The organism is Mucilaginibacter sp. OK268 (assembly GCF_900103125.1).
GTDB lineage: Bacteria > Bacteroidota > Bacteroidia > Sphingobacteriales > Sphingobacteriaceae > Mucilaginibacter.
This window is the reverse complement of the sequence record NZ_FNJV01000005.1, coordinates 278,164-300,509: the sequence shown is the minus strand read 5'-3', so window position 1 is coordinate 300,509 and position 22,346 is coordinate 278,164. Positions and strand designations below refer to the sequence as shown.

18 protein-coding genes are annotated in these 22,346 nt (G+C 41.7%); 11 read left to right on the top strand and 7 right to left on the bottom strand.

Annotation, left to right across the window (positions count from 1 at the left end; genetic code table 11):
- Positions 1 to 2: 2 nt before the first annotated feature.
- Complete coding sequence (locus BLR84_RS17780; protein WP_090470790.1) at positions 3 to 4,154, bottom strand: PKD domain-containing protein; 4,152 nt, start codon at positions 4,152 to 4,154, stop codon at positions 3 to 5.
- Between the two features lie 228 nt (positions 4,155 to 4,382).
- Entirely contained in the window at positions 4,383 to 5,621 is a 1,239-nt protein-coding gene (locus BLR84_RS17775) for a nucleoside recognition domain-containing protein (protein WP_090470789.1), read from the bottom strand.
- An 84-nt stretch (positions 5,622 to 5,705) separates the two neighbouring features.
- On the opposite strand from BLR84_RS17775, the gene BLR84_RS17770 reads away from it, so the two are divergent.
- Positions 5,706 to 6,140 (top strand): DinB family protein, encoded by a 435-nt coding sequence (locus BLR84_RS17770; protein ID WP_090470787.1) that lies wholly within the window; start codon positions 5,706 to 5,708, stop codon positions 6,138 to 6,140.
- Positions 6,141 to 6,145: 5 nt separating this feature from the next.
- Here BLR84_RS17770 and BLR84_RS17765 read toward each other — a convergent pair whose 3' ends face one another.
- Positions 6,146 to 8,521 carry an ABC transporter permease gene (locus BLR84_RS17765; RefSeq protein WP_090471056.1) on the bottom strand — a complete coding sequence of 792 codons (2,376 nt, stop codon included), beginning with the start codon at positions 8,519 to 8,521 and terminating at the stop codon, positions 6,146 to 6,148.
- Between the two features lie 420 nt (positions 8,522 to 8,941).
- Here BLR84_RS17765 and BLR84_RS17760 point away from each other — a divergent pair, with 420 nt between their 5' ends.
- The 8 genes from BLR84_RS17760 to BLR84_RS17725 all read left to right on the top strand — a co-directional run bounded on the left by BLR84_RS17760 (position 8,942) and on the right by BLR84_RS17725 (position 17,382).
- Positions 8,942 to 10,096, top strand: coding sequence for a TauD/TfdA family dioxygenase (locus tag BLR84_RS17760; RefSeq protein ID WP_090470785.1), 1,155 nt, complete (start codon positions 8,942 to 8,944; stop codon positions 10,094 to 10,096).
- A gap of 54 nt (positions 10,097 to 10,150) precedes the next feature.
- Positions 10,151 to 11,314, top strand: a complete 1,164-nt coding sequence (locus BLR84_RS17755; RefSeq protein ID WP_090470783.1) for a 2-trimethylaminoethylphosphonate dioxygenase — start codon at positions 10,151 to 10,153, stop codon at positions 11,312 to 11,314.
- Between the two features lie 22 nt (positions 11,315 to 11,336).
- On the top strand, positions 11,337 to 11,933 hold the full coding sequence (locus tag BLR84_RS17750) for an HD domain-containing protein (RefSeq protein ID WP_090470781.1): 597 nt from the start codon (positions 11,337 to 11,339) through the stop codon (positions 11,931 to 11,933).
- An 8-nt stretch (positions 11,934 to 11,941) separates the two neighbouring features.
- Complete coding sequence (locus BLR84_RS17745) at positions 11,942 to 13,267, top strand: DUF5690 family protein (protein ID WP_090470779.1); 1,326 nt, start codon at positions 11,942 to 11,944, stop codon at positions 13,265 to 13,267.
- A 395-nt stretch (positions 13,268 to 13,662) separates the two neighbouring features.
- Entirely contained in the window at positions 13,663 to 14,079 is a 417-nt protein-coding gene (locus BLR84_RS17740) for a DUF3052 family protein (RefSeq protein ID WP_090471054.1), read from the top strand.
- 91 nt (positions 14,080 to 14,170) lie between these two features.
- Complete coding sequence (locus tag BLR84_RS17735) at positions 14,171 to 14,602, top strand: OsmC family protein (RefSeq protein ID WP_090470777.1); 432 nt, start codon at positions 14,171 to 14,173, stop codon at positions 14,600 to 14,602.
- A 104-nt stretch (positions 14,603 to 14,706) separates the two neighbouring features.
- The gene (locus BLR84_RS17730; protein WP_090471052.1) at positions 14,707 to 15,537 is read left to right on the top strand and encodes a maleylpyruvate isomerase N-terminal domain-containing protein; all 831 of its coding nucleotides are present in this window, start codon (positions 14,707 to 14,709) and stop codon (positions 15,535 to 15,537) included.
- Positions 15,538 to 16,005: 468 nt separating this feature from the next.
- Positions 16,006 to 17,382: an OmpA family protein gene (locus tag BLR84_RS17725; RefSeq protein ID WP_090470775.1), complete on the top strand. Its 1,377-nt coding sequence runs from the start codon at positions 16,006 to 16,008 to the stop codon at positions 17,380 to 17,382.
- A gap of 199 nt (positions 17,383 to 17,581) precedes the next feature.
- Here BLR84_RS17725 and BLR84_RS17720 read toward each other — a convergent pair whose 3' ends face one another.
- Together BLR84_RS17720 and BLR84_RS17715 are read right to left on the bottom strand one after the other, a co-directional pair.
- Positions 17,582 to 17,965 carry an SRPBCC domain-containing protein gene (locus BLR84_RS17720; RefSeq protein ID WP_090470773.1) on the bottom strand — a complete coding sequence of 128 codons (384 nt, stop codon included), beginning with the start codon at positions 17,963 to 17,965 and terminating at the stop codon, positions 17,582 to 17,584.
- A 36-nt stretch (positions 17,966 to 18,001) separates the two neighbouring features.
- A complete protein-coding gene (locus BLR84_RS17715; RefSeq protein ID WP_090470771.1) occupies positions 18,002 to 18,592 on the bottom strand; it encodes an acetate uptake transporter in 591 nt (196 codons plus the stop codon).
- A 102-nt stretch (positions 18,593 to 18,694) separates the two neighbouring features.
- Here BLR84_RS17715 and gpmA point away from each other — a divergent pair, with 102 nt between their 5' ends.
- The gene (gpmA, locus tag BLR84_RS17710) at positions 18,695 to 19,384 is read left to right on the top strand and encodes a 2,3-diphosphoglycerate-dependent phosphoglycerate mutase (protein ID WP_090470770.1); all 690 of its coding nucleotides are present in this window, start codon (positions 18,695 to 18,697) and stop codon (positions 19,382 to 19,384) included.
- Positions 19,385 to 19,466: 82 nt separating this feature from the next.
- Entirely contained in the window at positions 19,467 to 19,955 is a 489-nt protein-coding gene (locus BLR84_RS17705) for a hypothetical protein (protein ID WP_090470768.1), read from the top strand.
- A gap of 50 nt (positions 19,956 to 20,005) precedes the next feature.
- On the opposite strand, the gene BLR84_RS17700 is transcribed toward BLR84_RS17705, so the two are convergent.
- Both BLR84_RS17700 and metX read right to left on the bottom strand, forming a co-directional pair.
- Positions 20,006 to 21,241: a homoserine dehydrogenase gene (locus BLR84_RS17700; protein WP_090470765.1), complete on the bottom strand. Its 1,236-nt coding sequence runs from the start codon at positions 21,239 to 21,241 to the stop codon at positions 20,006 to 20,008.
- On the bottom strand, positions 21,241 to 22,296 hold the full coding sequence (metX, locus tag BLR84_RS17695) for a homoserine O-acetyltransferase family protein (RefSeq protein ID WP_090470763.1): 1,056 nt from the start codon (positions 22,294 to 22,296) through the stop codon (positions 21,241 to 21,243). The genes BLR84_RS17700 and metX overlap by 1 nt, the downstream gene beginning before the upstream one ends.
- Positions 22,297 to 22,346: the final 50 nt, after the last annotated feature.

Genomic DNA, 22,346 nt, shown 5'->3' with positions numbered 1-22,346 from the left:
TGCTATCGTATTAAATTTATAGTACCTGTGCGTTTGGGTAACGAATGATTATAGCTCATGCCTTTCCATTCCGTTCCGTTTATAAATATTGCCGAAGCCTGCCATATATAAACGCCCTGCTGAACCGGCGCCCCTCTGAATGTGCCGTCCCAGCCATCACCATTTACTGGTGTACCTTTGTAATCATCGAGTTTATCGGTTTCCCACATCAGTTGCCCGTAATTATTGTACACCTGCAAATGCCATTTTTTGATACCTGAGCCTTTTGCTATAAACTTTTGAAGCTCGGTTGAACCGCTGGTTGGCATAAAAGCGTTCGGCAGATAAAGCTGGCCAGGAATACCCGTAATATGAACCTTGTGTGAAATGACGCTATCGCAGCTTCCCCGGTAAGTTGTGAGTGTTACTTTATAAGTACCTGTGTCAATGTAGGTATGCGCCGGGTTTTGATTGTTGGAGGTTTGTCCATCGCCAAAATCCCAATGCCATTGCGTAGGTCCGTTGGTAGTTTGATCAACAAACGTAAACCGGTAATTAGGTATGCTGATGGTAGTATCCGGTTTTACCCCAAACGCGGTAAACGGTGGGGGATTTACGGCGATATAACCATTTTTAACAGCAGTGGCAGTACATCCGGTTACCGGGTTGGTAACTACCAGGGTAACGGTAAATGGCGTGTTACTAAACTGGTAGGTGTGCGGGGCCGGATTTTGTTCAAACACGTGAGGACTGCCATCGCCAAAATCCCAGTCGTACTGATATGAACTCGCGCTGGAATTAGCATCGGGCGCTTGTGTGCTGTTCGTAAAGTTTACTACCAGCATTTTACAACCCGTGGTAACATCGGCAGAGAAAGCAGGCAATGGTAACGGATCTACCGTAACTGTTACCTTATCCGACTCAATAGATGAACAGCCATTAGCCGCTGTTATAGAAACATTGTAAACACCTGCCTGGTTAAAAGTATAATTAAGCGTGCTACCTAAACCGCCCGCAGTTATATGAGTAACGTCACCGTTCGGGGCATATATATTATAGGTAAATATATCGCCACCTGTTGAGCCATTATTAAAGCTGGTAGAAAAGGGAACGCAGCCTTTGTTGTTGTTATCCGTTAAAAAGGTTTTTGCTACAAAATCGGGTGGCGATACGGAGATGGGCCATTCTATACTTTTTGTGGTATTACCGCAAAGATCTTCGGCTACCATATACAATTTGTACAATTTGGCTACTGTAGAAGTTATAGTGAAAGCCACCGAACTTTTATCAGTACGTGTTACCGGAGGCTGGACATCCTGTTGTGTGGCCGGGTCATATAAATGGTAAGTGTAACTCTTATTATTGCCCGGCGACGCATTTTGAACGGTCACATCAAATGGCGAACAACCACTTAGCGGGGATGGAAGAATAAGCGCCACCGGTGCTGCCGGATGCACCGTGATCTGCATAGGTGTAGCGGTTACATTACCGCAGGAGCTGATCAATTGCAAAGTCACCGTATAAACTTTGTCCTTACCATCGGTACCTGGCGCAAATGTATGCGATGGGCTAACTTCAGTTGAGGTAGCGCCATCGCCAAAATCCCAGGTAAAACTACTGCTGAGCGGTACAGAGGTATTGGTGAACTGAACGGGTAACTGTCCGCAGCCTTCGGTTACACTTGCAGTAAAACCGGCTGTGATGTGCGTGGGTAAAACATTAACGGTTAAGGTAAAAGGATCGCCGTTACAATTACCGCCCGTAGCTTGTATAATATAGGTAACCACAGCCGAATTTAAGGGATCGTTATTGGTAATCACATCGTTGATAACAGAACCGCTTCCGCTGGTATAACCCGTAACAGAGGACGATGTTTTAGCAGGGTCAACCGTCCAGCTATAAGTACTGCTGGGAGTAGAGAGTATATGATAATTAAGAGCCGTACCAGAACACAGATTATTAACCACCGGAGCGCTGTTGATCACTGTTTGTGGTTGAATAGTTACTGTAACCGTGCTCACCACCTTATCGCAAGGCGGGGTTAGTGAGGTAGTACCGGTTAACGAGAAGCTTACTTTGCCCGCGGCTATATCAGCAGCCGATGGGGTATAAGTAGTAACCAGGGCATTGGGGCTGGTAAAAGTACCTCCTGACCCACCAGACCATATTTGACCGGTTACCGTACCGCTTGGAACGGTTCCGGTAAGGTTGATGTCTGAACCGGCACAGACAGTAAATGGGCTACCGGCACTGATGGTGGGAGATACCTGGAAAGTAAGATGCTGCGTAGCCGAAGCCGGCGTGCCGCAGCCATTTTTTACGGCCACACTAATCGTATAAGTTGCTGCATCCTTAAACAGTATCTGTGGATACTGAGAATTGGCCGTTGTGCCGCCTGCAAAATCAAATGCGCCGCCACTTATTGTCCAGATATAAGAATCAGGTTTGAGTTCGCCTATGCCACCTAACACCGTGTGGGTAATACCGGCATCTGTATTAAATTTAAGGGTCTGATTAATACCACATACCGATGCATCTGCCGATAGTTGGACACTTGGCACATCGTCAACCGTTATGCTTTGTTCGGCACCCAAAACGGGCCCGCAACTTTTGGTATTAATGATCAGGTTAACGCGGTAAACACCTGCTGTGGCAAAAACCATATGAGGTTGTTGGCTATTAGCATTGGTATTGTCGGTATAAGTAACTGCACCTGGCCCCGCGGTTATCCACTGGTATGTATTGGTGTTGTCGCAATTAGCATCAATTACAGAAGTATTATCGGGAATTAAGGTTAAAGGTCCGCAGCCAGCTTTCACGGGAAAATTAAATATCGGTTTTGGTGGATTTTGAATGCAAATAGGGGTGATAACATCCGCTGCCCCACAAATGCCGGCCGTGTTTTGCAGAACCAGTTTCACATCATGCACACCTGTTGTGGTAAAAGTGTAAATAAAAGGTTGAGTAGCTCCGTAATTCTGCACTTTCAGGTCACCATCAACATACCAGGAATATTTGGCATCAGTGTTAATGCAACTCGCGGAAGTGTTGGTGGTACTGGCAGACTGACCCGGGTAAGAGGTATTGGCAAAGGTAATAGGCGTATTTACACATCCTACATCAACATTGGAAATTTTATTTACAGGTGGAGCAAGTACCTGGGCGTATTTGGTTGCCGGCGTGCCAATATCACCACAATAAACGCCTGAAAGTTGAAGATCGACCTTAAAAACATTCTTGATATTAGCAACAATACTACCGCATGACGATGCACTGTAAGTATGCACAATTTTACCTCCTTGCGCCATGATCTCACAAAGAGTAAATGTGCTGCTTGCCCCATCGCCCCAGGTTACTTTATAAGTATGACCAGGGTAATTATTCTGCAAACCGGTTTCGGGCGATGTGATATCTGCATTAAAGGTCAGATCACCGGTACCATTTGAAAGGCACACCGAGGTAATACCTGTAGCGCCGAGCCCGCTGTTGGCCACGTTATTCATCAGCAAATAGGATTTTGTACCTACAATGCCGCCATTTACCGCTTTAACCGTTACGGTGTAGTTTGCGGCATTAGCATTGAGAAAGGCACTGGGCGAAACAGGAACTGTACCACCTTCGGCCGTTTGTGCCAGGTCATTGAAAAATGTAGCTGTAACCGATGCCCCAGATGTGGACTGATTTAAAAAAGTATACTTTGTAGTGGTGTTGGGTGTGCCGTTACACGTTCCAAATACTTCTGGATATTGCGGATTGATGATCTGGGAGCTAACCGCGGCAACAACACCTCCAGAATTATTAATAGTGAAGGCCGACGAAGTGCCGCTCGTTACAACCGGAGCTGTTGATACCACTTGTAATTTGTATCCTGTTCCGGCGGGTGTTCCTGAAGGGATAATGCCATTCACGAATGTGGCGTAAAAACCGCTGATGGTACCTATCTTTTTTTGTGTGCCAAAATTACCATTAGCATCCGACAGGTAAAGATCAAATACATTGTTCATGGCAAAGCAACCGGAGCCATTGCTCAACTTTATTGGTATACTGATTGTTGAGCCTTGGCCATAGGGTCCCGCATCAACATTACCTACAGTGATGGTTTGCGCCCGGGCAAATAGTACAGGTAGAATGAAAATGACTAAAAAAAATATTTTTTTAGCGTAGCTTATATTCATTAAAAATTGGTTTCATGATGATCAAATGCTTCTTAACTCACCGGCCGATAAGGTGAATTTGGGGGCAAAACAGTTGTGAATCATTAAAGCGATCATGAGTAGGTTATCACATGATGCCAAATCAGCACTCTTATACGGAATGTTTTTCCTGCTGGTTACAAAAAAGAGAGGAGTATAGGGAGAAATTAACTTGTCGGAAAATTACAGAATTCGCTAAAGACAAAATTGTTAACCAAAAAACAAGTAGGCCACCAGAATAGCGGCAATGATACCGGCAAAATCGGCTATTAAGCCTACCGGGATAGCATAACGTGATTTTTTAATACCTACCGAGCCAAAGTATAAGGCTACAATATAAAAAGTAGTATCTGCCGAACCATTGAATATGCAACCTAGTCGCCCGGCAAAGCTATCCACACCAAAGGTTTGCATGGTATTGATCATCATGGCTTTTGAACCAGATCCGCTCAGGGGTTTCATGTAGGCTACAGGCATAGCATCCACAAAACGGGTATTGAAGTTAAATTGTGTACATACCCAGCGCAGGCCGTCGTTCATATAATCCAGCGCGCCGCAACTCCGAAAAACGCTGATACCGACCAGCAGGGCCACTAGGTAAGGTATTATTTTCACCGAGGTTTCAAACCCGCCTATAGCGCCTTCAATAAAAGCTTCAAACACATTGATTTTTTTTATCAAGCCGCCTAAAATAAACAGTACAGGTATGGTGAACAGCAAAAAGTTACTGCCTACATTTGATACCGCGCTGATCTGCCCTTTGGTGAGGTAATGGGTAAAACACCAAACCAACAGCGTTATGAAAGCGGTTAAGCCCCCCAACCAAGCGATGATCACCCTATCAAACAGGTTTATTTTCTGCTTAACGGCAACCACAAGCAAACCAACCACAGTGGCTACATAAGTGGCAATAATAATAGGAAGAAATACATCGGTAGGGTTGCCAGCATTTAGTATGGCACGCTGCGCTATAATAGTAACAGGTAATAATTGCAAGCCCGAAGTATGCAATACCAGGAACATGATCTGGGCGTTTGAGGCCGATTCCTTATCTGGGTTTAACTCCTGCAAACTACCCATAGCTTTTAAACCCAGCGGGGTAGCGGCATTATCAAGTCCTAATAAATTGGCCGAAAAATTCATCAGCATGTGCCCGGTAGCGGGGTGGTCGCGGGGAACTTCAGGGAAAAGCCTGCGAAAAAAAGGGCCTACAATACGAGAAAGGAAATTAATAGCTCCCGCCTTTTCGCCAATATTGAGTATACCCAGCCAAAATGCCATATTACCGATCAGCGGCAAAGCGATGTCCATTACCGACGATTTGGATGAACTGAATATACCATCAACCAATAGCTTAAATGATTCCGTATCGCCAAAAAAAACCAATTTAATAAAGGCAACTACAAAGGCGATCAAGAAAAAAGCTACCCAGATATAATTAAGGACCATTAGCTATGTTTAAGGCTTTGAAGTTAATGGTTTTGTTATTTAATATGAAATAACAATCTTTAAATACTATTTGAATAAGCCAAAATGAACAACGTTGTGCAACAATTAACCGATATTATTAATGAGTTTCAGGATATCAGATCTCGGGCGATCGACTGGGAAACCCGACCGGCACCCGGCAAATGGTCAAAAAAAGAGATCCTCGGTCACCTCATCGATAGCGCGCATATCAACCTACAGCGGTTTATACGCTGCACTTATGAAGAAAATTTCAGGCTTACTTATGAACAGGACGCCTGGGTAACGGTACAGCGTTACCAGGATGCTGATATCAATGACCTGATAGACCTTTGGACTTTACTCAACAAACAGATCATCAGTGTACTAAAAAACTATCCTTTGGACAGGGTGGGCGCCCGTTGCGACAACAGCAAACTGGAACCCAACCTGCAAACAGTAGCCTGGCTGGCTAATGATTACCTGGAGCATTTAAAACATCACTTAAAACAGATTGGTTAATACAATCATTCCGTCCTCAAACTCTTGATAGGGTTAACAATTGCTGCTTTTATCGATTCATAACTAACGGTAAGCCAGGCAATACTTAAAGCTGCCAGCGATGCCATGAAGAATACCAGCCAGCTAACATAGATATGATAGGCAAAACCAGCCAGCCAGCTGTTCACGGCATACCAGGAAAGCGGTACGGCTATAACTATAGCTATAACGATCAGCCTGGTGATCCCAGAGGATAATAAATAGACCAGGTTAAACACAGATGCGCCTAATACTTTACGCACGCCAATTTCTTTGGTACGCTGCTCGGCCATAAAAGCTGATAAGCCGTATAAACCCAGGCAGGATATAAAAATACCAAGCGCGGCAAAAAGATTAAAAATGTTGCCCATCTGCTGCTCTCCTTTATAAAGGTTAGCCAGGTCCTGGTCAAGAAAATCAAATTTGAAAGGGTAGGCGGGGTTGAGTTCCTGGCTTATAGTTGATAGGGCCTGTATGGTGGCTTTGGTTTTGCCGGGCAATGTTCTTACCATTACAAAACCACCTATTTTATTAAAAGGCATAACCAATGGCTCTATGGCCTGCTGAACCGGCTTAAAATTAAAATCCTTCACCACACCAACAATAGTACCCTTGTTACCCCAGAGCGTTAATGATTTACCTATTGCTGTACTGGCTTTTAAACCCATAACGCTCAGCATTTTTTCGTTAACCATGTAATTATTTGAATCGGCTTTAAATGCCCTTGAAAAGCTCCGTCCCGCTACCAACTTCATCCTAAATGCATGCGTAAAATCCTCATCAACAGCCATTACCGGAACAGCTAATTGCGAGTGGGGATCTTTGCCAGCCCAATCAACACTAACAGTCCAGCCCCCCAGGTTAGTGGGCAGGTCGGTAATCAAGGAAAAATCGCTGGTAAGCGGGTTTCCTTTTAACTCATTTTTTAAAGCCTGCTGTTTACCCCATATATCACCTGTCATCGGCATATACAAGAGATTAGCCTTCTCAAAGCCAGGGTTCCTGTCTCTAATAAATTTAAGCTGATTGTAGATCACCATTGTACCTACCAGCAGTACAATGGAAACCATGAACTGGATCACCACCAAAGCGTTGCGGAACAGTAAATTGCCACCCATTGATTTTACATTACCCTTGAGCACTTTAACCGGGTTGAAGCCGGAAAGGAATAGGGCAGGGTAGCTGCCAGAGATGAGCCCGGTTAACAAGGCAATACCCAAAAGACTTAGCCAAAGCTTTGCATCAGATACATCGATGACGAGCTTTCTGTTGGCCAGCTCATTGAATACCGGCAGGAATAAAATAACGATCCCGAACGCAAGCAATAAAGACAGAAAAGAAATAAATACCGATTCGCTCAAAAACTGGATGATCAGTTGCCCGCGTATAGCGCCTGCTACTTTCCGTAAGCCAATTTCTTTAGCCCTGCGGGCCGAGCGTGCTGTAGCCAGGTTCATAAAATTGATACAAGCTACTATCAATATCAAAATAGCGATAATAAAAAAGATGCTTACATATTGCGCGTTTCCATGGCCGGGCGAATCTCCCAATCTTTCAGGTGCCAGGTGAATTTTAGTTAAAGCCTGCAACAAGAACGAGGCCTTAACCTCGATCCCAGGAGTGTGTTTCAGAGATATCTGGTCAATTTGTTTTTCCAGTTTTAATAAATTCGGAGCGGAAGGATCGAAATTTTTATCTAACAGAACATAGTCGTAAAAATTAAAATTAGTCCATACGCTATTTTTCAAATCATCATTGGTTCTGGCTAAAGAGGCCATTGGTAGGATAAAGTCGAATTGCAGATCGGAGTTGGCAGGGATATTGGCCAAAACACCGGTTACTACCATATTTTCTTTATTGTCTTTTCGTATTACCTTGCCAATGGGATCTTCTTTTCCGAAGTATTTTGTGGCCATTTCCTGTGTTATTAAAACGCCATCTACCTGTTTTAATGCGGTAGCACGGTCGCCCTTAACTAATGGAAATGAAAATACATCCATAAAACTCGGGTCGGCATAAAATGCTCGCTCCTCCTGGAATTTTTTGTTACCTGATTCAAGTAAGACAGAAGGAAACGCAGGTTGTAAACGAACGGTATTTTTGATCACCGGCATTTCCGCTTTTAGCCCTGCGGGCATGCCTGCAGAGCTGGCCGCGGTTTTTGAATCACCAAAATCGTTGTTTATACGATAGATCTGGCCTGCATTTTTATGGAACTTATCATAGCTCAATTCATTTTGCACCCAAAGCAAAATCAGGATACTTGATGCCAGGCCTATGGCTAAACCTGTTATATTCAAAATGGAGTAGGCTTTATCTTTTATGATATTCCTGTAAGCAAGTTTAAAATATGTTTTTAGCATGGCGCGGCCGGTTTTAAAATGTATCGATATATTTAATTGTGCCAATAACGTGCCTTTATTTTAATATATTGATTATCAATAATATATATTATTAAAAAAAGATCAATCGTTCGGAAATGTTACAGTTGGCGTACGTTGCCGAACAGGAAGTATGAATTTAAGTAATTAAGAATGACCCTACAAGTAATGATAATTAATTTCTATTGAGAATATGGTTTATGACTTTAATATTAATTTTTTATTAAATAACAATCTTTCTTATCCCATTTTTTAGCTTTTATCCTGGCCTTCGGACTCCTTTTTTCTCTTGAGTACATTACCTTTTGTTAACAAATAGCCCTAATACTTAATGTAATGTTAAATTATTGGTAATACTGTTTACTCAGTTTTGACCCGGTAAATGTTGTTGATGAGCTTGTTATGGAAAAGTATAGTATCGTTAATTATTCCGCGGGTAAAAATTGGCTTACCGTTGCATGGAAAGATGGGCATGCCAGTATCTTTTATTATATCTATTTAAGAGATAACTGCCCGTCGCCGCGCAACATTCATAAAAATGGTCAAAAGATAACCGAAACTGCACAACTTGATACCGATATCAGACCTGCGCATATTGAACTTGTACAGAACGATACGATAAATATTATATGGGAACAGGACGGCCATCAAAGCGAATTCGGGGCCAAATGGTTACGGGATCATTGTCTTTCGAAACAGGAAATTGAAAAGCGGGAAATGAAGAACCGGCTTTTTGAACCTATTGAATTATGGGATAGTACCCTCGGCATCGGGGCGCCCCAGGCCGATTATCAGCAGATCATTGAAGATGATACCTCCCTTACAGTTTGGCTGGAGTATGTGCGCCGGTATGGGTTTGCGGTTTTAAATAATGTACCCATTCACAGTGGTGCTGTGATAGAGATTGCCCGTTTGTTTGGCTATATACGCGAAACCAATTATGGCCGTGTTTATAATGAAAAAACGGTGCTTCATCCTAATAATCTCACCTATACCTCATTGGCATTGAGCCCAAGCACCGATAACCCTTATCGCGATCCGGTACCTACGCTGCATTTGGCACATTGCTTACAGAACCAGGTGCAGGGTGGCGATACCATTGTAGTAGATGGGTTCAAGGTAGCTACAATGTTCCGGATAGAATATCCCTATCTTTTTGAATTATTGAGCACCGTACCGGTAAATTTTCGCTTCAGGGATAAAGACCATTGGATTGAACGAAAGGCTACCATTATTGGCCTCGATGCGCAAAAAGAGGTATGCTCTTTAAGGTTTAATAACAGGGCAATTCAACCTTTTGAGATAGAAAACCAACTCATTCCGCTGTTTTATAAAGCATACCAAACATTTGCACGCATGCTTGATGATCCGGCTTTCCAGGTGAAATTTAAGATGCTTCCCGGTCAACTTTTTATAACAGATAATGAACGCATCCTGCATGGTCGTACCAGCTTTGACAGCAAAGAAGGGAAAAGACACCTTCAGGGTACTTATGCCGATAGGGATGGGCTTTTGAGTAAGCTGCGCATGCTCAAGAAAAAACAAATGCCGGATTGATCAATATAATAACTGACATTAAATTTTAATACCCCAATAATAAATTAAAACAACATGAGCATACCAGCACGAATCAAAAAAATAGTTGAAACTACAGATACACTGATAGTTTACTGGAAAAACGGAGAGGTATCCAAATATCCCTATCTGTACCTCAGGGACAACTGCCCTTCGCCGTCAACCATTCATAGCAGCGGGCAAAAACTGATTGAAACACCAGCCATCAATCCGGCTATATGTCCAAAAAACAGTGAACTAAATAATGATACAGAAGTGCAGATCAATTGGGAAACAGAAGAGCATACTAGTTTATTCAGCGCACAGTGGTTATTTGACCACCGCTTGTCGAAAGCTGCTATTGCCGAACGCCGCGAACAGCGTATAGCACGCGAGCCCGTTAACTTATGGGATGATGCTTTAAATGATAATATTCCAGTTGGTGACTACACAGAAGTATCCGTGAGCGATGAAGCTTTGTGTGCCTGGCTTGAAAATGTGAGCAGGTATGGTTTTGCTGTATTGCGTAATGTGCCTGCAGAATTAGGCATGGTATGCAAGGTGGTAGAGCTGTTTGGCTATGTACGCGAAACCAATTACGGAAAACTGTTTGATGTTAAAACCAGGGTTAACCCAAGTAACCTGGCATTTACATCGCTAGGATTAAGTGCCCATACAGATAATCCATATCGCAACCCTACGCCAACGCTGCAACTGTTGCATTGCCTGCAATCAAGCGCGGTTGGCGGTAATTCGGTAGTGGTTGATGGTTTTAAGATTATGGCCGACCTGAAATTGCATTCGCCCCAGATGTTTCATTTACTGTCTACCACACCGGTAACTTTCCGATTTGAAAATGAGCATGAGTGGATTGAAAGAACGGATACCATTATCGGTATTGATGTTTTTGGCGAAGTAAATGCCATGAGGTTCAATAACCGCTCTGTACAGGCATTTGAGGTGGATGAAGATAACATGCCTGCGTTCTACACGGCGTACCAACACCTGGCTAAGATGATTGATGATGAGCGCTATTTTGTCCAGTTCAAGATGGAAGCCACCGATCTTTTTATTGTAGATAACGAGCGGGTAATGCATGGGCGCAGCGCCTATGACGGATCTGCCGGTGAACGTTTTTTACAAGGTACCTATGCCGACAGGGATGGTTTACTAAGTAAACTCCGCGTATTGAAACGCAAGGCGATAACCCAATTGGTTTAAAAATCAGATAAACAGATTTGCAATGGAACAACAACAGATACAAGATACAGTAGAACATATATTTAGCTTGTACGAAGCTTATGGCGCACAGGAATATGGCGAACGGGTAAGCATGCTGATGCACATGATGCAATGCGCCCAATTGGCACAGTCAGCCGGTGAAGATGACGAGATTGTATTGGCAGCATTCTTTCATGATATAGGTCATTTTTTTGAAGATGAAGAAAAAATGGGAATATATGGAACGCAGAGCCACGATGATCTGGGCGGTAAATGCCTGATGGATATGGGTTTTCCGCACAGCATGGCCCGCCTGGTATCAAGCCATGTGATCGCCAAAAAATACCTCGTTTATGTCGAGCCGGCTTATTACAACGAGCTATCAGAAGCAAGTAAGAAAACACTCGAGTTTCAGGGAGGGAAAATGACACCCGAAGAAGCTGCCGAATTTGAAAAGGATCCCCTAGCACCCATATATGTTAAAATACGCAAATGGGACGACCTGGGAAAAGATGCGGATAAACCTGTATTTGCCGCAGATGTTCAGCAAATGAAGGATATGACCTACCAGTATTTGCTGAAACTGCAGGCAGAAACAACAAGATCTACCAGTCAATAAGATACACCATGCAAAAAACAAACCCAATTAAAAATAAGCTCATGCAGCTACCGCAGGCCTATACTGCAGTATTATGCGCCATGGCTTCATTTTGCATTTATGTATGTACTTATGCATTTCGCAAGGGTTTCACAGCAGGTACTTATCTGGAATCGCCATTATTGGGAATCGATTTTAAAGTGTGGCTTGTTATAGCACAGGTTACCGGTTATGCCCTGAGCAAATTCATCGGCATCAAATTCATTGCCGAAATACAGCCAAAAGGCAGGGCCAGGGCTATTATTGTTTTATTACTGATATCCTGGCTCGCGATGTTTGGTTTTGCCATCATTCCGGCTCCTTATAATATCATTTGCCTGTTTATTAACGGTATACCTTTAGGGCTTATCTGGGGATTGATTTTTACCTACATAGAAGGAAGAAAAAGCGCGGAGTTTATTGGCGCTGTTTTATGCACCAGCTTCATTTTCTCATCAGGGGTTATTAAAACCATTGGACGTTTTATGATGACACATGGGCATGTATCCGAAAAATGGATGCCTTTTCTGGTAGGCGCTTTATTTGTATTGCCACTTTTATTTTTTGTTTATCTGTTAGAACAGGTGCCTCCGCCTACGGCAGAAGATATTAAACAAAGAACCAAGCGCCTCCCCATGACGGCCAAAGAGCGGAAAGCTTTTGTACAGTATTTTTTGCCTGGTCTTGTCTTTAATATTACTATTTATGTTTTGCTCACCGTAATGCGCGATTTCAGGGATAATTTTGAAGTGGAGATCTGGTCAGACTTTGGTTTTAAAAACAACCCGGGCATCTACAGTCAGATCGATATCCCGGTTTCTATTATTGTATTAATACTGATGTCGCTCATTATGCTGGTTAAACAAAATTTTAAAGCATTTAAGCTCGCGCACTTGAGTATAGGCTTTGGGTTTATGCTTATAGGTATAGGTTCATGGGCATTTATCGGAGGGGCCATTCATGGCATGTTCTTTATGTATATGGTAACATTGGGACTTTATCTGGCCTATGTACCTTATTCGATTATTTTCTTTGAGCGGTTGATCGCCACGTTTAAATACAAAAGTAATGTGGGTTTTATGATCTATCTGGCCGATTCTACAGGATACCTGGGCAGCGTTTGCATTTTGCTATTCAAACAATTTGGGCATACTCAATTATCATGGGGCAATTTCTTTGTGCACGGTGCAGGTCTGGTAGGTATCATTGGCATAACCGGGGTGACTTTATCCTATCTTTATTTCTATCGAAAAAAAATGGCGAATGAATTAGAAGAGTCGAATGTCGCGGTTACGCTGAATCAGCCTGCTGTTTGATCAACATAAGCGTGCGGTTTTATTAAAGTTGAAATTACGAATCACTAACCACAATGTAATTCATATTCAGACAAATTTTTCGTATCTTTATATATAGCAGCCCGGTTTTTCTGATCAAAAGGAAATCCGGGCTGTTTAGTTAAGGGAAAATACAGGTCAAAAACCACCCGTTTTACATATAATTATTTGATAATCAATAAATTAATACTTTTTAAACCTTTTAAAACGCATCAAAACCGTGTTAAAATTTGTTAAAAAGTGTTAAAATCGATGTTTTTCTAGTGATTTTTGATCAATTTTCAACTGTTTTTGAGCAGAAAAGTGTTAAAATTAGAGGTTTAAAAAGTTTTTCACCATACGAAGTATTAAGAAAACCACCTAAATCAAATCGTATCATGGCCGGATATTCAGGAACACCGCTCGCCAAAAAACTGGGCATCAAACCCGGGTTCAAGATTAAACTGATCAATGCACCCGATCATTATATAGACTTGTTTACCGATCTGCCATCTGAGCTATATTTTGATGATACACCGGGACCGGAAAAGGATTTTATACATTTCTTCACTTTAAATAAAGATGAGTTGTTGATCAGGCTGCCATTATTAAAAGAGCAGATCAAACCCAATGGGATGATATGGGTTTCCTGGCCCAAAAAGGCCTCCAAGGTAATAACCGATGTAACAGAAGACCTGGTTAGGGGCACAGCCCTCAAAAGCGGACTGGTTGATATTAAAATTTGCGCGGTTGATGAAACGTGGTCGGGTTTAAAATTAGTGATACCTGTAAAAGACAGGAAACCATCAGTTTAAGATCATTTTTATTAAAAACAGTACAAAGCGACCTAAGTGTACTTTACTAAGCGCTTACAAATACATAACTTAGCGTTACAATATATTCAATATGCCTAATAAAATAGAACTTAAACGTGTACATGGTGATTTCGGGTTTGAAGCGGTTGACGCCAATGGCCACACCGTAAAAATGGATAGCAGCCCCGAAAGCGGTGGTGAAAACTTTGGTGTTCGCCCTATGCAGATACTTTTAATGGGCCTTGCAGGCTGTTCGGCCATTGATGTGATCAGCATCCTGAAAAAACAACGCCAGGAAGTGACAGACTATAAAATGGTAGTTAACGGTGAGCGCGAAGCAGGTAAAGAACCTTCATTATGGGAAGATATTGAAATTGAATTCCATTTATATGGTGATATTGACGAGGATAAAGCTGCCCGTGCAGTTGAACTGTCTTTAACCAAATATTGCTCCGTTGCAGCTACATTAGGTAAAGCCGGCGCTGATATTAAATCAAAAGTTTTTGTACATCCTGCTGTTTAGCTGATAGTTCATAGTTGATGGTTCATGGACACTGATTGAAGATGCAGTTACTATGAACAGTATGGATTCAGGATGCAGCTGCCATGAACTATGAACCATCAACTATGAACCCCATACCTATACAAACGATACACCTTTTTCCGGTTCTGGATCAATTGCTTATTGAACTGCTCAGATCACTGTCGCCTGATGACTGGGACAAACCTACCGTGGCCAAACTTTGGACCGTAAAGGATATTGCAGCTCATCTTTTGCATGGCAATGTACGTACGATTTCGTCCAAACATTCATTTACAGGAGATACGCCACCCGTGATCAACAGCTACCAGGATCTGGTTAACTATCTTAATGAGCAGAACGCGACCTGGGTAAAGGCCATGAAGCAGGTAAGCCCCAATTTGCTGATACAACTACTTGAAGCAACAGGTAAACAATTCATAGACGAATTAGCCGCCTTAGATCCTTATGCAAACGCCAGGTTTTCTGTGGCCTGGGCAGGAGAGGAGCAATCGGCCAACTGGTTCCATATAGCCCGAGAATATACGGAAAAGTGGCACCATCAGCAGCAGATACGCGATGCTGTAAACAAACCCGGTATTATACACAGGGAACTCTTTTATCCTTGCATAGCCACTTTTATGTATGCGTTACCATATACTTACCGCCATGTACAGGCACCCGAAAATACTTTAATCGAAATAACAATCCAAAGTGAAGCCGGCGGTAAATGGTATCTTCAAAAAGGAGCTGACGGGTGGAGCTTTGTTGCGGAAAATAATAAAGTGGCTGATTGCAAAGTAAGCATCAGCCCTGATATTGCCTGGAAACTTTTCACCAGGGCTATTACACCTAAAATTGGTATACAAAATTCAATGTTAGGGGGTAATATCAAATTGGGAGAAAAAATATTTGACACCATCGCGGTGATAGCCTGACCATAATATGTTATTATTATATTATAATAACATATTATACGCACCTGCTATTGATATTGAATAATAAATCAAAAAATCCTTATAAAACTCGAATTTCATCTAAATTTCATCTTCAAGGTTTTCAACTTTTATTAACAATATACTTATAGTTAATTATTGCATAGCTTAATATATACAAAAATAAGTTTTTTAATACAGACTGTACTATTTTTAACTCATTAAACATTTGGTACAAAAAGTTAATATGCCACAATTGCTACCCGTTAAAACACGGGTTTTTCTTTTGTCCTTTTACATCTCTTAAAATGAGTTCTATCAGTAGTTTATACTTAAATTTTAGCTCTAAAATTTAAAAAACTGGCAGAATTTTACCCTATGCACATGTTTCAGGGAAATCCTGCTGGCATTAATGTTGCCTAAGGGGGGTATGGTTTATTGAACAGTAAACCTATAATTAAACACAACGATATGAAATCAAATTTAAAAAAAACCACACTGCTGCTAACAGGACTTATGGTAGGTGGTAAACTATTTGCCCAATCACCTGACACAACAGCTTCAAGCTACGATTATGTTAAACCTTTTTCAGGTGGCGATAAATTACGCACCTGGTCGGTAGGTGTGCACGGTGGTATGTTAACCCCTTATACTATTTTTGGTACCAATAGCAGACAGGATTTTAAAAACCCGACAGAACAAATAGGGTACGGTGCTTACATTAAAGACCAGATTTTACCATCATTAGGCATCCAAGCCGATTTCTTGCGCGGTAAAGTAAAAGGTAATAACAGCGCCCAGGTAGATGCCTCAGGCAACTCTATTTACAGCTCATTTACTACCGATATTAACTGGTCTGCCGCATTAAGCGCTAACATTACATTGGCTAACATTAACTGGCGCCATGACAAACCATTTATTCAGCCTTATTTAACAGTAGGTGGTGGATATATGAGTTACAAGCAAAAAATCACCACAGCAGGTGGCCAGGAAACCAATTTCAGAGCAGATGGAAAATCTACTAAAGAAATTTTTATCCCGGTTGGCCTTGGTTTGAAATTTGACATTGCTCCTGGTATAAACCTTGATTTAGGTTACCAGGTTAACTTTGTACAATCTGACAACTTTGATGCTAATAACTACGGATCAGGTAACGACAGATTTTCTTATGCGCACATAGGTTTGGAATTTGCTTTAGGTAGCCGTAAAAAGCCTCAAATGGCAACACACAACCCTGTATCATCAATGCGTAAAGAATACTTATGGGAAAATCAACAAACCAAAACCGCATTGCAACAACAAATTGATGCAGAAAAAGCTAAAAACGACCAGTTAAGAAATGATTTGAACACTACTAATGCTAACCTTGCTAAATTAACAGTTGATAGTGATGGCGACGGAGTTTTAGATATTAATGATAAATGTCCAAACACACCTTCTGGTACTAAAGTAGATGGTTCTGGTTGTCCATTAGCTAAACCGGTTATTGTCGTAACTGAAGAAGACAGAAGAGTTGTTAAGGATGCGATCAAAAACCTGGAGTTTGATTTAGGTAAATCAACTATTCGTGACCATTCATTACCAAGCTTAGACAGAGTTGCTAACTTATTGATCAACAAAAACTTCAGCTTGAAATTAGCAGGCCACACTGATAACACAGGTTCTAAAGATCTGAACATGAGGTTATCAAAAGACCGTGCAGAATCAATCAAATCTTACTTAGTAAGCAAAGGTGCTAATGCATCACGTATTGAAGCTACTGGTTATGGTCAAACACAACCAATTGCATCTAACAAAACAGCTGCGGGCCGTCAGGCAAACCGTAGGGTTGAATTCACACTATATTAATAGTTGGATTTCAGTTTAGATACAATCTATAAAACAAAAAAAGCCGCTCAAATGAGCGGCTTTTTTTGTTACCCTCACGTCATTGCGAGGTACGAAGCAATCTCTACACAGGCAGGTCAGTCATACAGGTTTAACCTTGCTTATTTGCTCTGTGTAGCATAGAGATTGCTTCGTACCTCGCAATGACGCGTTTTTATTATTATTCTCCTTCAAAAAAATCTATCAGGCCGCCAAAATAACTATTGTTCCAGCCATCAACCATATCATCAAAGTCTGCATCCGGGATATTGGTATGTCTTAATTCAACAGATGATCCTCCTTTATCAGGATGTAGCTTGATGGTCACAATAGAATTATCAGATTCGCCCTCAAAATACCATTGTTGTACTATTTTTTTTCCTGGCTCAAACTCCACGTTTTTCCCCGTAATGCTGCCATCCCACATAGAAAACTCGGAACCAGGCTCAGTCGACATTTCGGCCGTTTCACCTGTCCATAATTCCATAGTAATGGGATTGGTTAAGGCCATATAGATCTCATCGGGAGTGGCCGGTATGCTGTAATATTTTTTAAAATCTTTCACCTGCGCAATTTAGCAGAATTAATTTTAGCTTTTAAATTAAACATTAACAGGGCCAATGGGTAATACAGTCCTGCCGTAAACCTCATTTAATACATTCGCTATACCAGTATATATAGCCGATGCGCCGCAAATAATCCCTTCATACCCGGCCAGATGCTTTATACTGCTGTTACCCGTAGCATCGCCGGCTACCAGCAAAAAGAACAGTATAGTTAAGGATGCAAATACAAACTGTAGCGCACGGTTAAGTTTCAATGTTCCAAAAAACAACAACAAAGTGAATACGCCCCAAACGCTTAAATAAGCACACATTGCACCTTCTGACGGCGCCGCGCCCCAACCCAGTTTAGGCATCACTATTAAACCGACTAATGACAGCCAGAAAAAACCGTAGGAAGTAAAAGCGGTTAAGCCGAAAGTATTATTCTTTTTGGCTTCAATTACACCGGCAATTACCTGAGCCAATCCGCCGTAAAATATGCCCATGGCCAGTATCATGGTGTTCATTTCAAAAAAACCGGCATTGTGGATGTTTAATAATACGGTGGTCATGCCGAAGGCACAAAGGCCAAGAGGAGCGGGGTTGGCAATGCCATCTTTAACAGTTACGGGTGTTGTAGGGATCATAATAGGTTAGATTTTTATTTGGTTCATTGCAATCTAACAGATTTATAAATATTAAGCAAATTTTTACAACTCAAGGGGTACTTTTGCGTTAAGTAATTACCTATGCAAAAATTAGTATTGATACGCCACGGCGAAAGTATGTGGAACCTGGAGAACCGATTTACCGGCTGGGAAGACGTTGATCTATCCGAAAATGGTTATGAGCAGGCCAGAAATGCAGGCCGTATACTTAAAAAAAATAATTACAATTTCGATGTTGGCTTTACATCGTACCTGAAACGGTCCATCAAAACGCTTCATTTGGTATTGGAAGAGTTGGATCACCTCTGGATACCGGTTGAGAAATCATGGCGGCTGAATGAACGCTTTTATGGCGCGCTACAGGGTATGAATAAAGATGATGCCATAGCCAAATATGGAGCGGAGCAGGTACATAAATGGCGGCGTGACCCTAATGAACACCCTCCGGCTATAACACGGGATGATCCTCGTTACCCGGAACACGATCTGCGGTATAAAGGCCTGACCGAACGTGAATTGCCCCTAACCGAAAATCTGGGCGAAACCATGGATCGTGTTTTACCCTTCTGGAACGAACGTATTGTAAAAGCCATGCGACGGAATCAAAAGGTAGTAGTAGTTGCCCATGGAAATAGTCTGCGCGCTTTAATAAAATACATTGACTGCCTGACTGATGAAGAGGTGACCAACTTCGAAATACCTACCGCTACACCCTGGGTGTACGAACTTGATGAAGGTTTAAACCGAATAAGACACTATTACCTGGATTAACCCAGCGGGCTTATAGTTTCCCTTCTATATGTGCGGTATTTGTTTATATTCGTTGCATTATAATCTTATCCCCACTTAAAAAATGAAGAAGTCTGATGTGTATGAAATTACCATAAAAATTCTTGGTATTTATCTTTTGGTGGCGGACATTTCAAAATTACCAGGTTTACTTACCTTTTTCAGCTCGCATGGTGGTAATATGAATGTAGCACAAGGAGCAGAGCAGATCAACGATTTATGGATAAACAGTTTGCAATTTGCACTATTATTCATCCTCGCTGTTTTTCTTATAGCTAAAACAAAGTTTATTACCCGCGTAGTTACCAATGCCGCCGACTATCAGGAAAACGTAAAACTATTTGCCGACAGAAAAGTGATCTATGAAATGGCACTACTTATCATTGGCGGTTTATTGATAGTTAATACCCTTCCTGATCTGATCTACAGAATATATAACCTAACCAATGCCGCCGACCAGCAAAGTGTGATATCTTCCTGTTCAAGGTTGTTTATAGGAATTATCACGGTTGCTTTTGGCAAGCGCATTGCCGCTTACTTTGCTAAGATTTAAATAAGAAGGCCCCGTTTCCGGAGCCTTTAATGTTATTGTAACAGATAAACTTATACAGCTTCAGCCGTTAGTTTCTTTGCCGACGCTAAAGTCACCCCGGTAAGCTGATCAGCAAAAGCAACGAATGCTTTACTTTCAGAGATCAAATCCTGGTTATCGATCAGGTTTTGCAGGTTAACTTTTCCGATAACAAACTTATAGCTGCCCGAGTAGTAGCGTTCCTGTATATGCTCAAAATTTAAAGCTTCAACCAGGCTTTCCTCATCATACCTCAGATAAATATTCAATTCAATATTATTGGTAAAATTCAGATCGGTTTTTTCCTTAGCCTTTTTATACTCGTACTGATAATTATAACGCAAGGCCGCGATATCAGATAACACTGCCGAACCGGTAGGGTGACCACCTGCACCTTTACCAAAAAAGAATTGCTGATCGGCAAATGCTGCCTGCACAGTTACGCCATTATATTCGTACTCCACATTGTATAAAAACTCTGTTTCGTTTACAAATTTAGGCAGCACAAATAAGGCCACATTACGCTCATCCAGTTCTTTGGCTACAGGAACCAGTTTTATTTTCAGATTTTTTTCGCGGGCGTATTGTAAGTCCTGTGCCCCCAAATTCTGTATCCCGAAGTTAAAAACTTCATCAGGCTGTACAATTACACCATAAGCATGGGCGGCTGCTATTACCAGCTTATATTTGGCATCAAAACCACCTACATCGCTGGTTGGGTCGGTTTCCGCAAAGCCAAGATCCTGGGCTTGCTTCAGGGCGCTATCATAATCCAGTCCCTCAATAAAGCCTTTCGAAAGGATATAATTTGATGAGCCGTTAAAAATACCACTGATGGAATGCAGTAATTCATTATCATAATATTCTTCCAGATTACGGATGATCGGGATACTACCGCAAACCGCACCTTCATATAGTAAAGATGTGCCGTATTTATGTTGTAACTCAATCAGTTCTTCCAGATGAAGGGCGATCATTTTTTTACTGGCCGAAACCACGTTTTTACCAGATTTTAGCGCTCTTGACACTATTTCAAAGGCTGCTTCGGTGTCATTGATCAATTCAACTATAGTATTGATCTCCGGGTTATTCAGCAGTTCGTCCCGGTCGGTAGTAAATAAATGTGCTGGCAAGGAGCGCTCTTTGTGCGGATCCTTGATGGCAAATTTTACAATTTCAATGTTTAAATTTTTGGTTTTAACGATATCATAAAGTCCCTGCCCAACAACTCCAAATCCAAATAATCCGATATTTAACTTTTTACTCATTACGCTGTACGTTGTAATTCTATAATTTTTCCTTTTACATCAGTTTTAAAAAACGATGTAATAATATTTGTTAATGCTTCTGTTTCAATTAAAAATCCATCATGTCCGTAAAACGAGTCCAGCTCAGCAAAGGCTGATTTAGGGATATGATTAAATAGATACTTCTGTTCTTCAAGAGGGAACAATACATCCGAATGGATACCGATCACTAAAGTACGGGCTTTGATCAGGCTCAATGCCTTTTCAACTCCGTGACGGCCACGTCCCACATTATGCGAATCCATAGTTTTGGTCAGGTACCAGTAACTGTAGGCGTTAAACCGGTTCACCAGCTTTTGTCCCTGGTAGCTTTGATAGGTCGATGCGCGATAATCATCGGTTTTATCATCGCTCTCTTCCTGCTGGGTTATGGAATAAGTTTTATACCCACGGTAGGAGAGCAGGGCAATACTTCTTGCTGCTTTAAGTCCTTTTTGACCACCATCAGGTGTATTGGCATAAAAAGTACGATCGGTAGCAATAGCCAAACGCTGCGACTCGTTAAATGCGATCCCCCAGGGAGAATGACGCGCGTTGGTAGCAATCAGGATCAGGTTTTTGACCCGTTCAGGCTCTATAATAGCCCACTCAACAGCTTGTTGTCCGCCAAGTGAACCACCTATAAGGATGTGTATGTTATCGATCTGGAGATGGTCAGCAAGCAACTGGTGAGCTTTTACAATATCCCTGATAGTGAACTGCGGAAATGCCTGGTAATAAGGCTGTCCGCTTACCGAATTAATGCTTAACGGATTACTTGTACCATAAGGTGAACCCAGAATATTAGCGCACACAATAAAATGCTCCTCGGGGTTGAAAAGGAACCCGGTACCCACCAGGCCTTTCCACCAGTCAAATACATCGGCATTGGCTGTAAGTGCATGACAGATCCAGATCACATTATCTTTTGCTTTATTTAGCCTGCCATAGGTATGAAAACCAATTTCCAGATCCTGTATTTCCTGACCCGATTCGAATTCAAATGCTTCTGTGTACTTAAATATTTCTGTATTCATTATTCTATTATTCGAGTTTTAAGCAGTGAGTTTTGAGTTTCTATTTTCAA

What these genes read in the sequence shown, in the direction of transcription:
- gpmA (WP_090470770.1), top strand. Translation starts at nt 18,695, where the DNA reads ATGCAAAAATTAGTATTGATACGCCACGGCGAAAGTATGTGGAACCTG.
- BLR84_RS17770 (WP_090470787.1), top strand. Translation starts at nt 5,706, where the DNA reads ATGAACAACGTTGTGCAACAATTAACCGATATTATTAATGAGTTTCAG.
- metX (WP_090470763.1), bottom strand. Translation starts at nt 22,296, where the DNA reads ATGAATACAGAAATATTTAAGTACACAGAAGCATTTGAATTCGAATCG.
- BLR84_RS17760 (WP_090470785.1), top strand. Translation starts at nt 8,942, where the DNA reads ATGGAAAAGTATAGTATCGTTAATTATTCCGCGGGTAAAAATTGGCTT.
- BLR84_RS17775 (WP_090470789.1), bottom strand. Translation starts at nt 5,621, where the DNA reads ATGGTCCTTAATTATATCTGGGTAGCTTTTTTCTTGATCGCCTTTGTA.
- BLR84_RS17745 (WP_090470779.1), top strand. Translation starts at nt 11,942, where the DNA reads ATGCAAAAAACAAACCCAATTAAAAATAAGCTCATGCAGCTACCGCAG.
- BLR84_RS17705 (WP_090470768.1), top strand. Translation starts at nt 19,467, where the DNA reads ATGAAGAAGTCTGATGTGTATGAAATTACCATAAAAATTCTTGGTATT.
- BLR84_RS17780 (WP_090470790.1), bottom strand. Translation starts at nt 4,154, where the DNA reads ATGAATATAAGCTACGCTAAAAAAATATTTTTTTTAGTCATTTTCATT.
- BLR84_RS17755 (WP_090470783.1), top strand. Translation starts at nt 10,151, where the DNA reads ATGAGCATACCAGCACGAATCAAAAAAATAGTTGAAACTACAGATACA.
- BLR84_RS17725 (WP_090470775.1), top strand. Translation starts at nt 16,006, where the DNA reads ATGAAATCAAATTTAAAAAAAACCACACTGCTGCTAACAGGACTTATG.
- BLR84_RS17740 (WP_090471054.1), top strand. Translation starts at nt 13,663, where the DNA reads ATGGCCGGATATTCAGGAACACCGCTCGCCAAAAAACTGGGCATCAAA.
- BLR84_RS17750 (WP_090470781.1), top strand. Translation starts at nt 11,337, where the DNA reads ATGGAACAACAACAGATACAAGATACAGTAGAACATATATTTAGCTTG.
- BLR84_RS17765 (WP_090471056.1), bottom strand. Translation starts at nt 8,521, where the DNA reads ATGCTAAAAACATATTTTAAACTTGCTTACAGGAATATCATAAAAGAT.
- BLR84_RS17735 (WP_090470777.1), top strand. Translation starts at nt 14,171, where the DNA reads ATGCCTAATAAAATAGAACTTAAACGTGTACATGGTGATTTCGGGTTT.
- BLR84_RS17715 (WP_090470771.1), bottom strand. Translation starts at nt 18,592, where the DNA reads ATGATCCCTACAACACCCGTAACTGTTAAAGATGGCATTGCCAACCCC.
- BLR84_RS17700 (WP_090470765.1), bottom strand. Translation starts at nt 21,241, where the DNA reads ATGAGTAAAAAGTTAAATATCGGATTATTTGGATTTGGAGTTGTTGGG.
- BLR84_RS17730 (WP_090471052.1), top strand. Translation starts at nt 14,707, where the DNA reads ATGAACCCCATACCTATACAAACGATACACCTTTTTCCGGTTCTGGAT.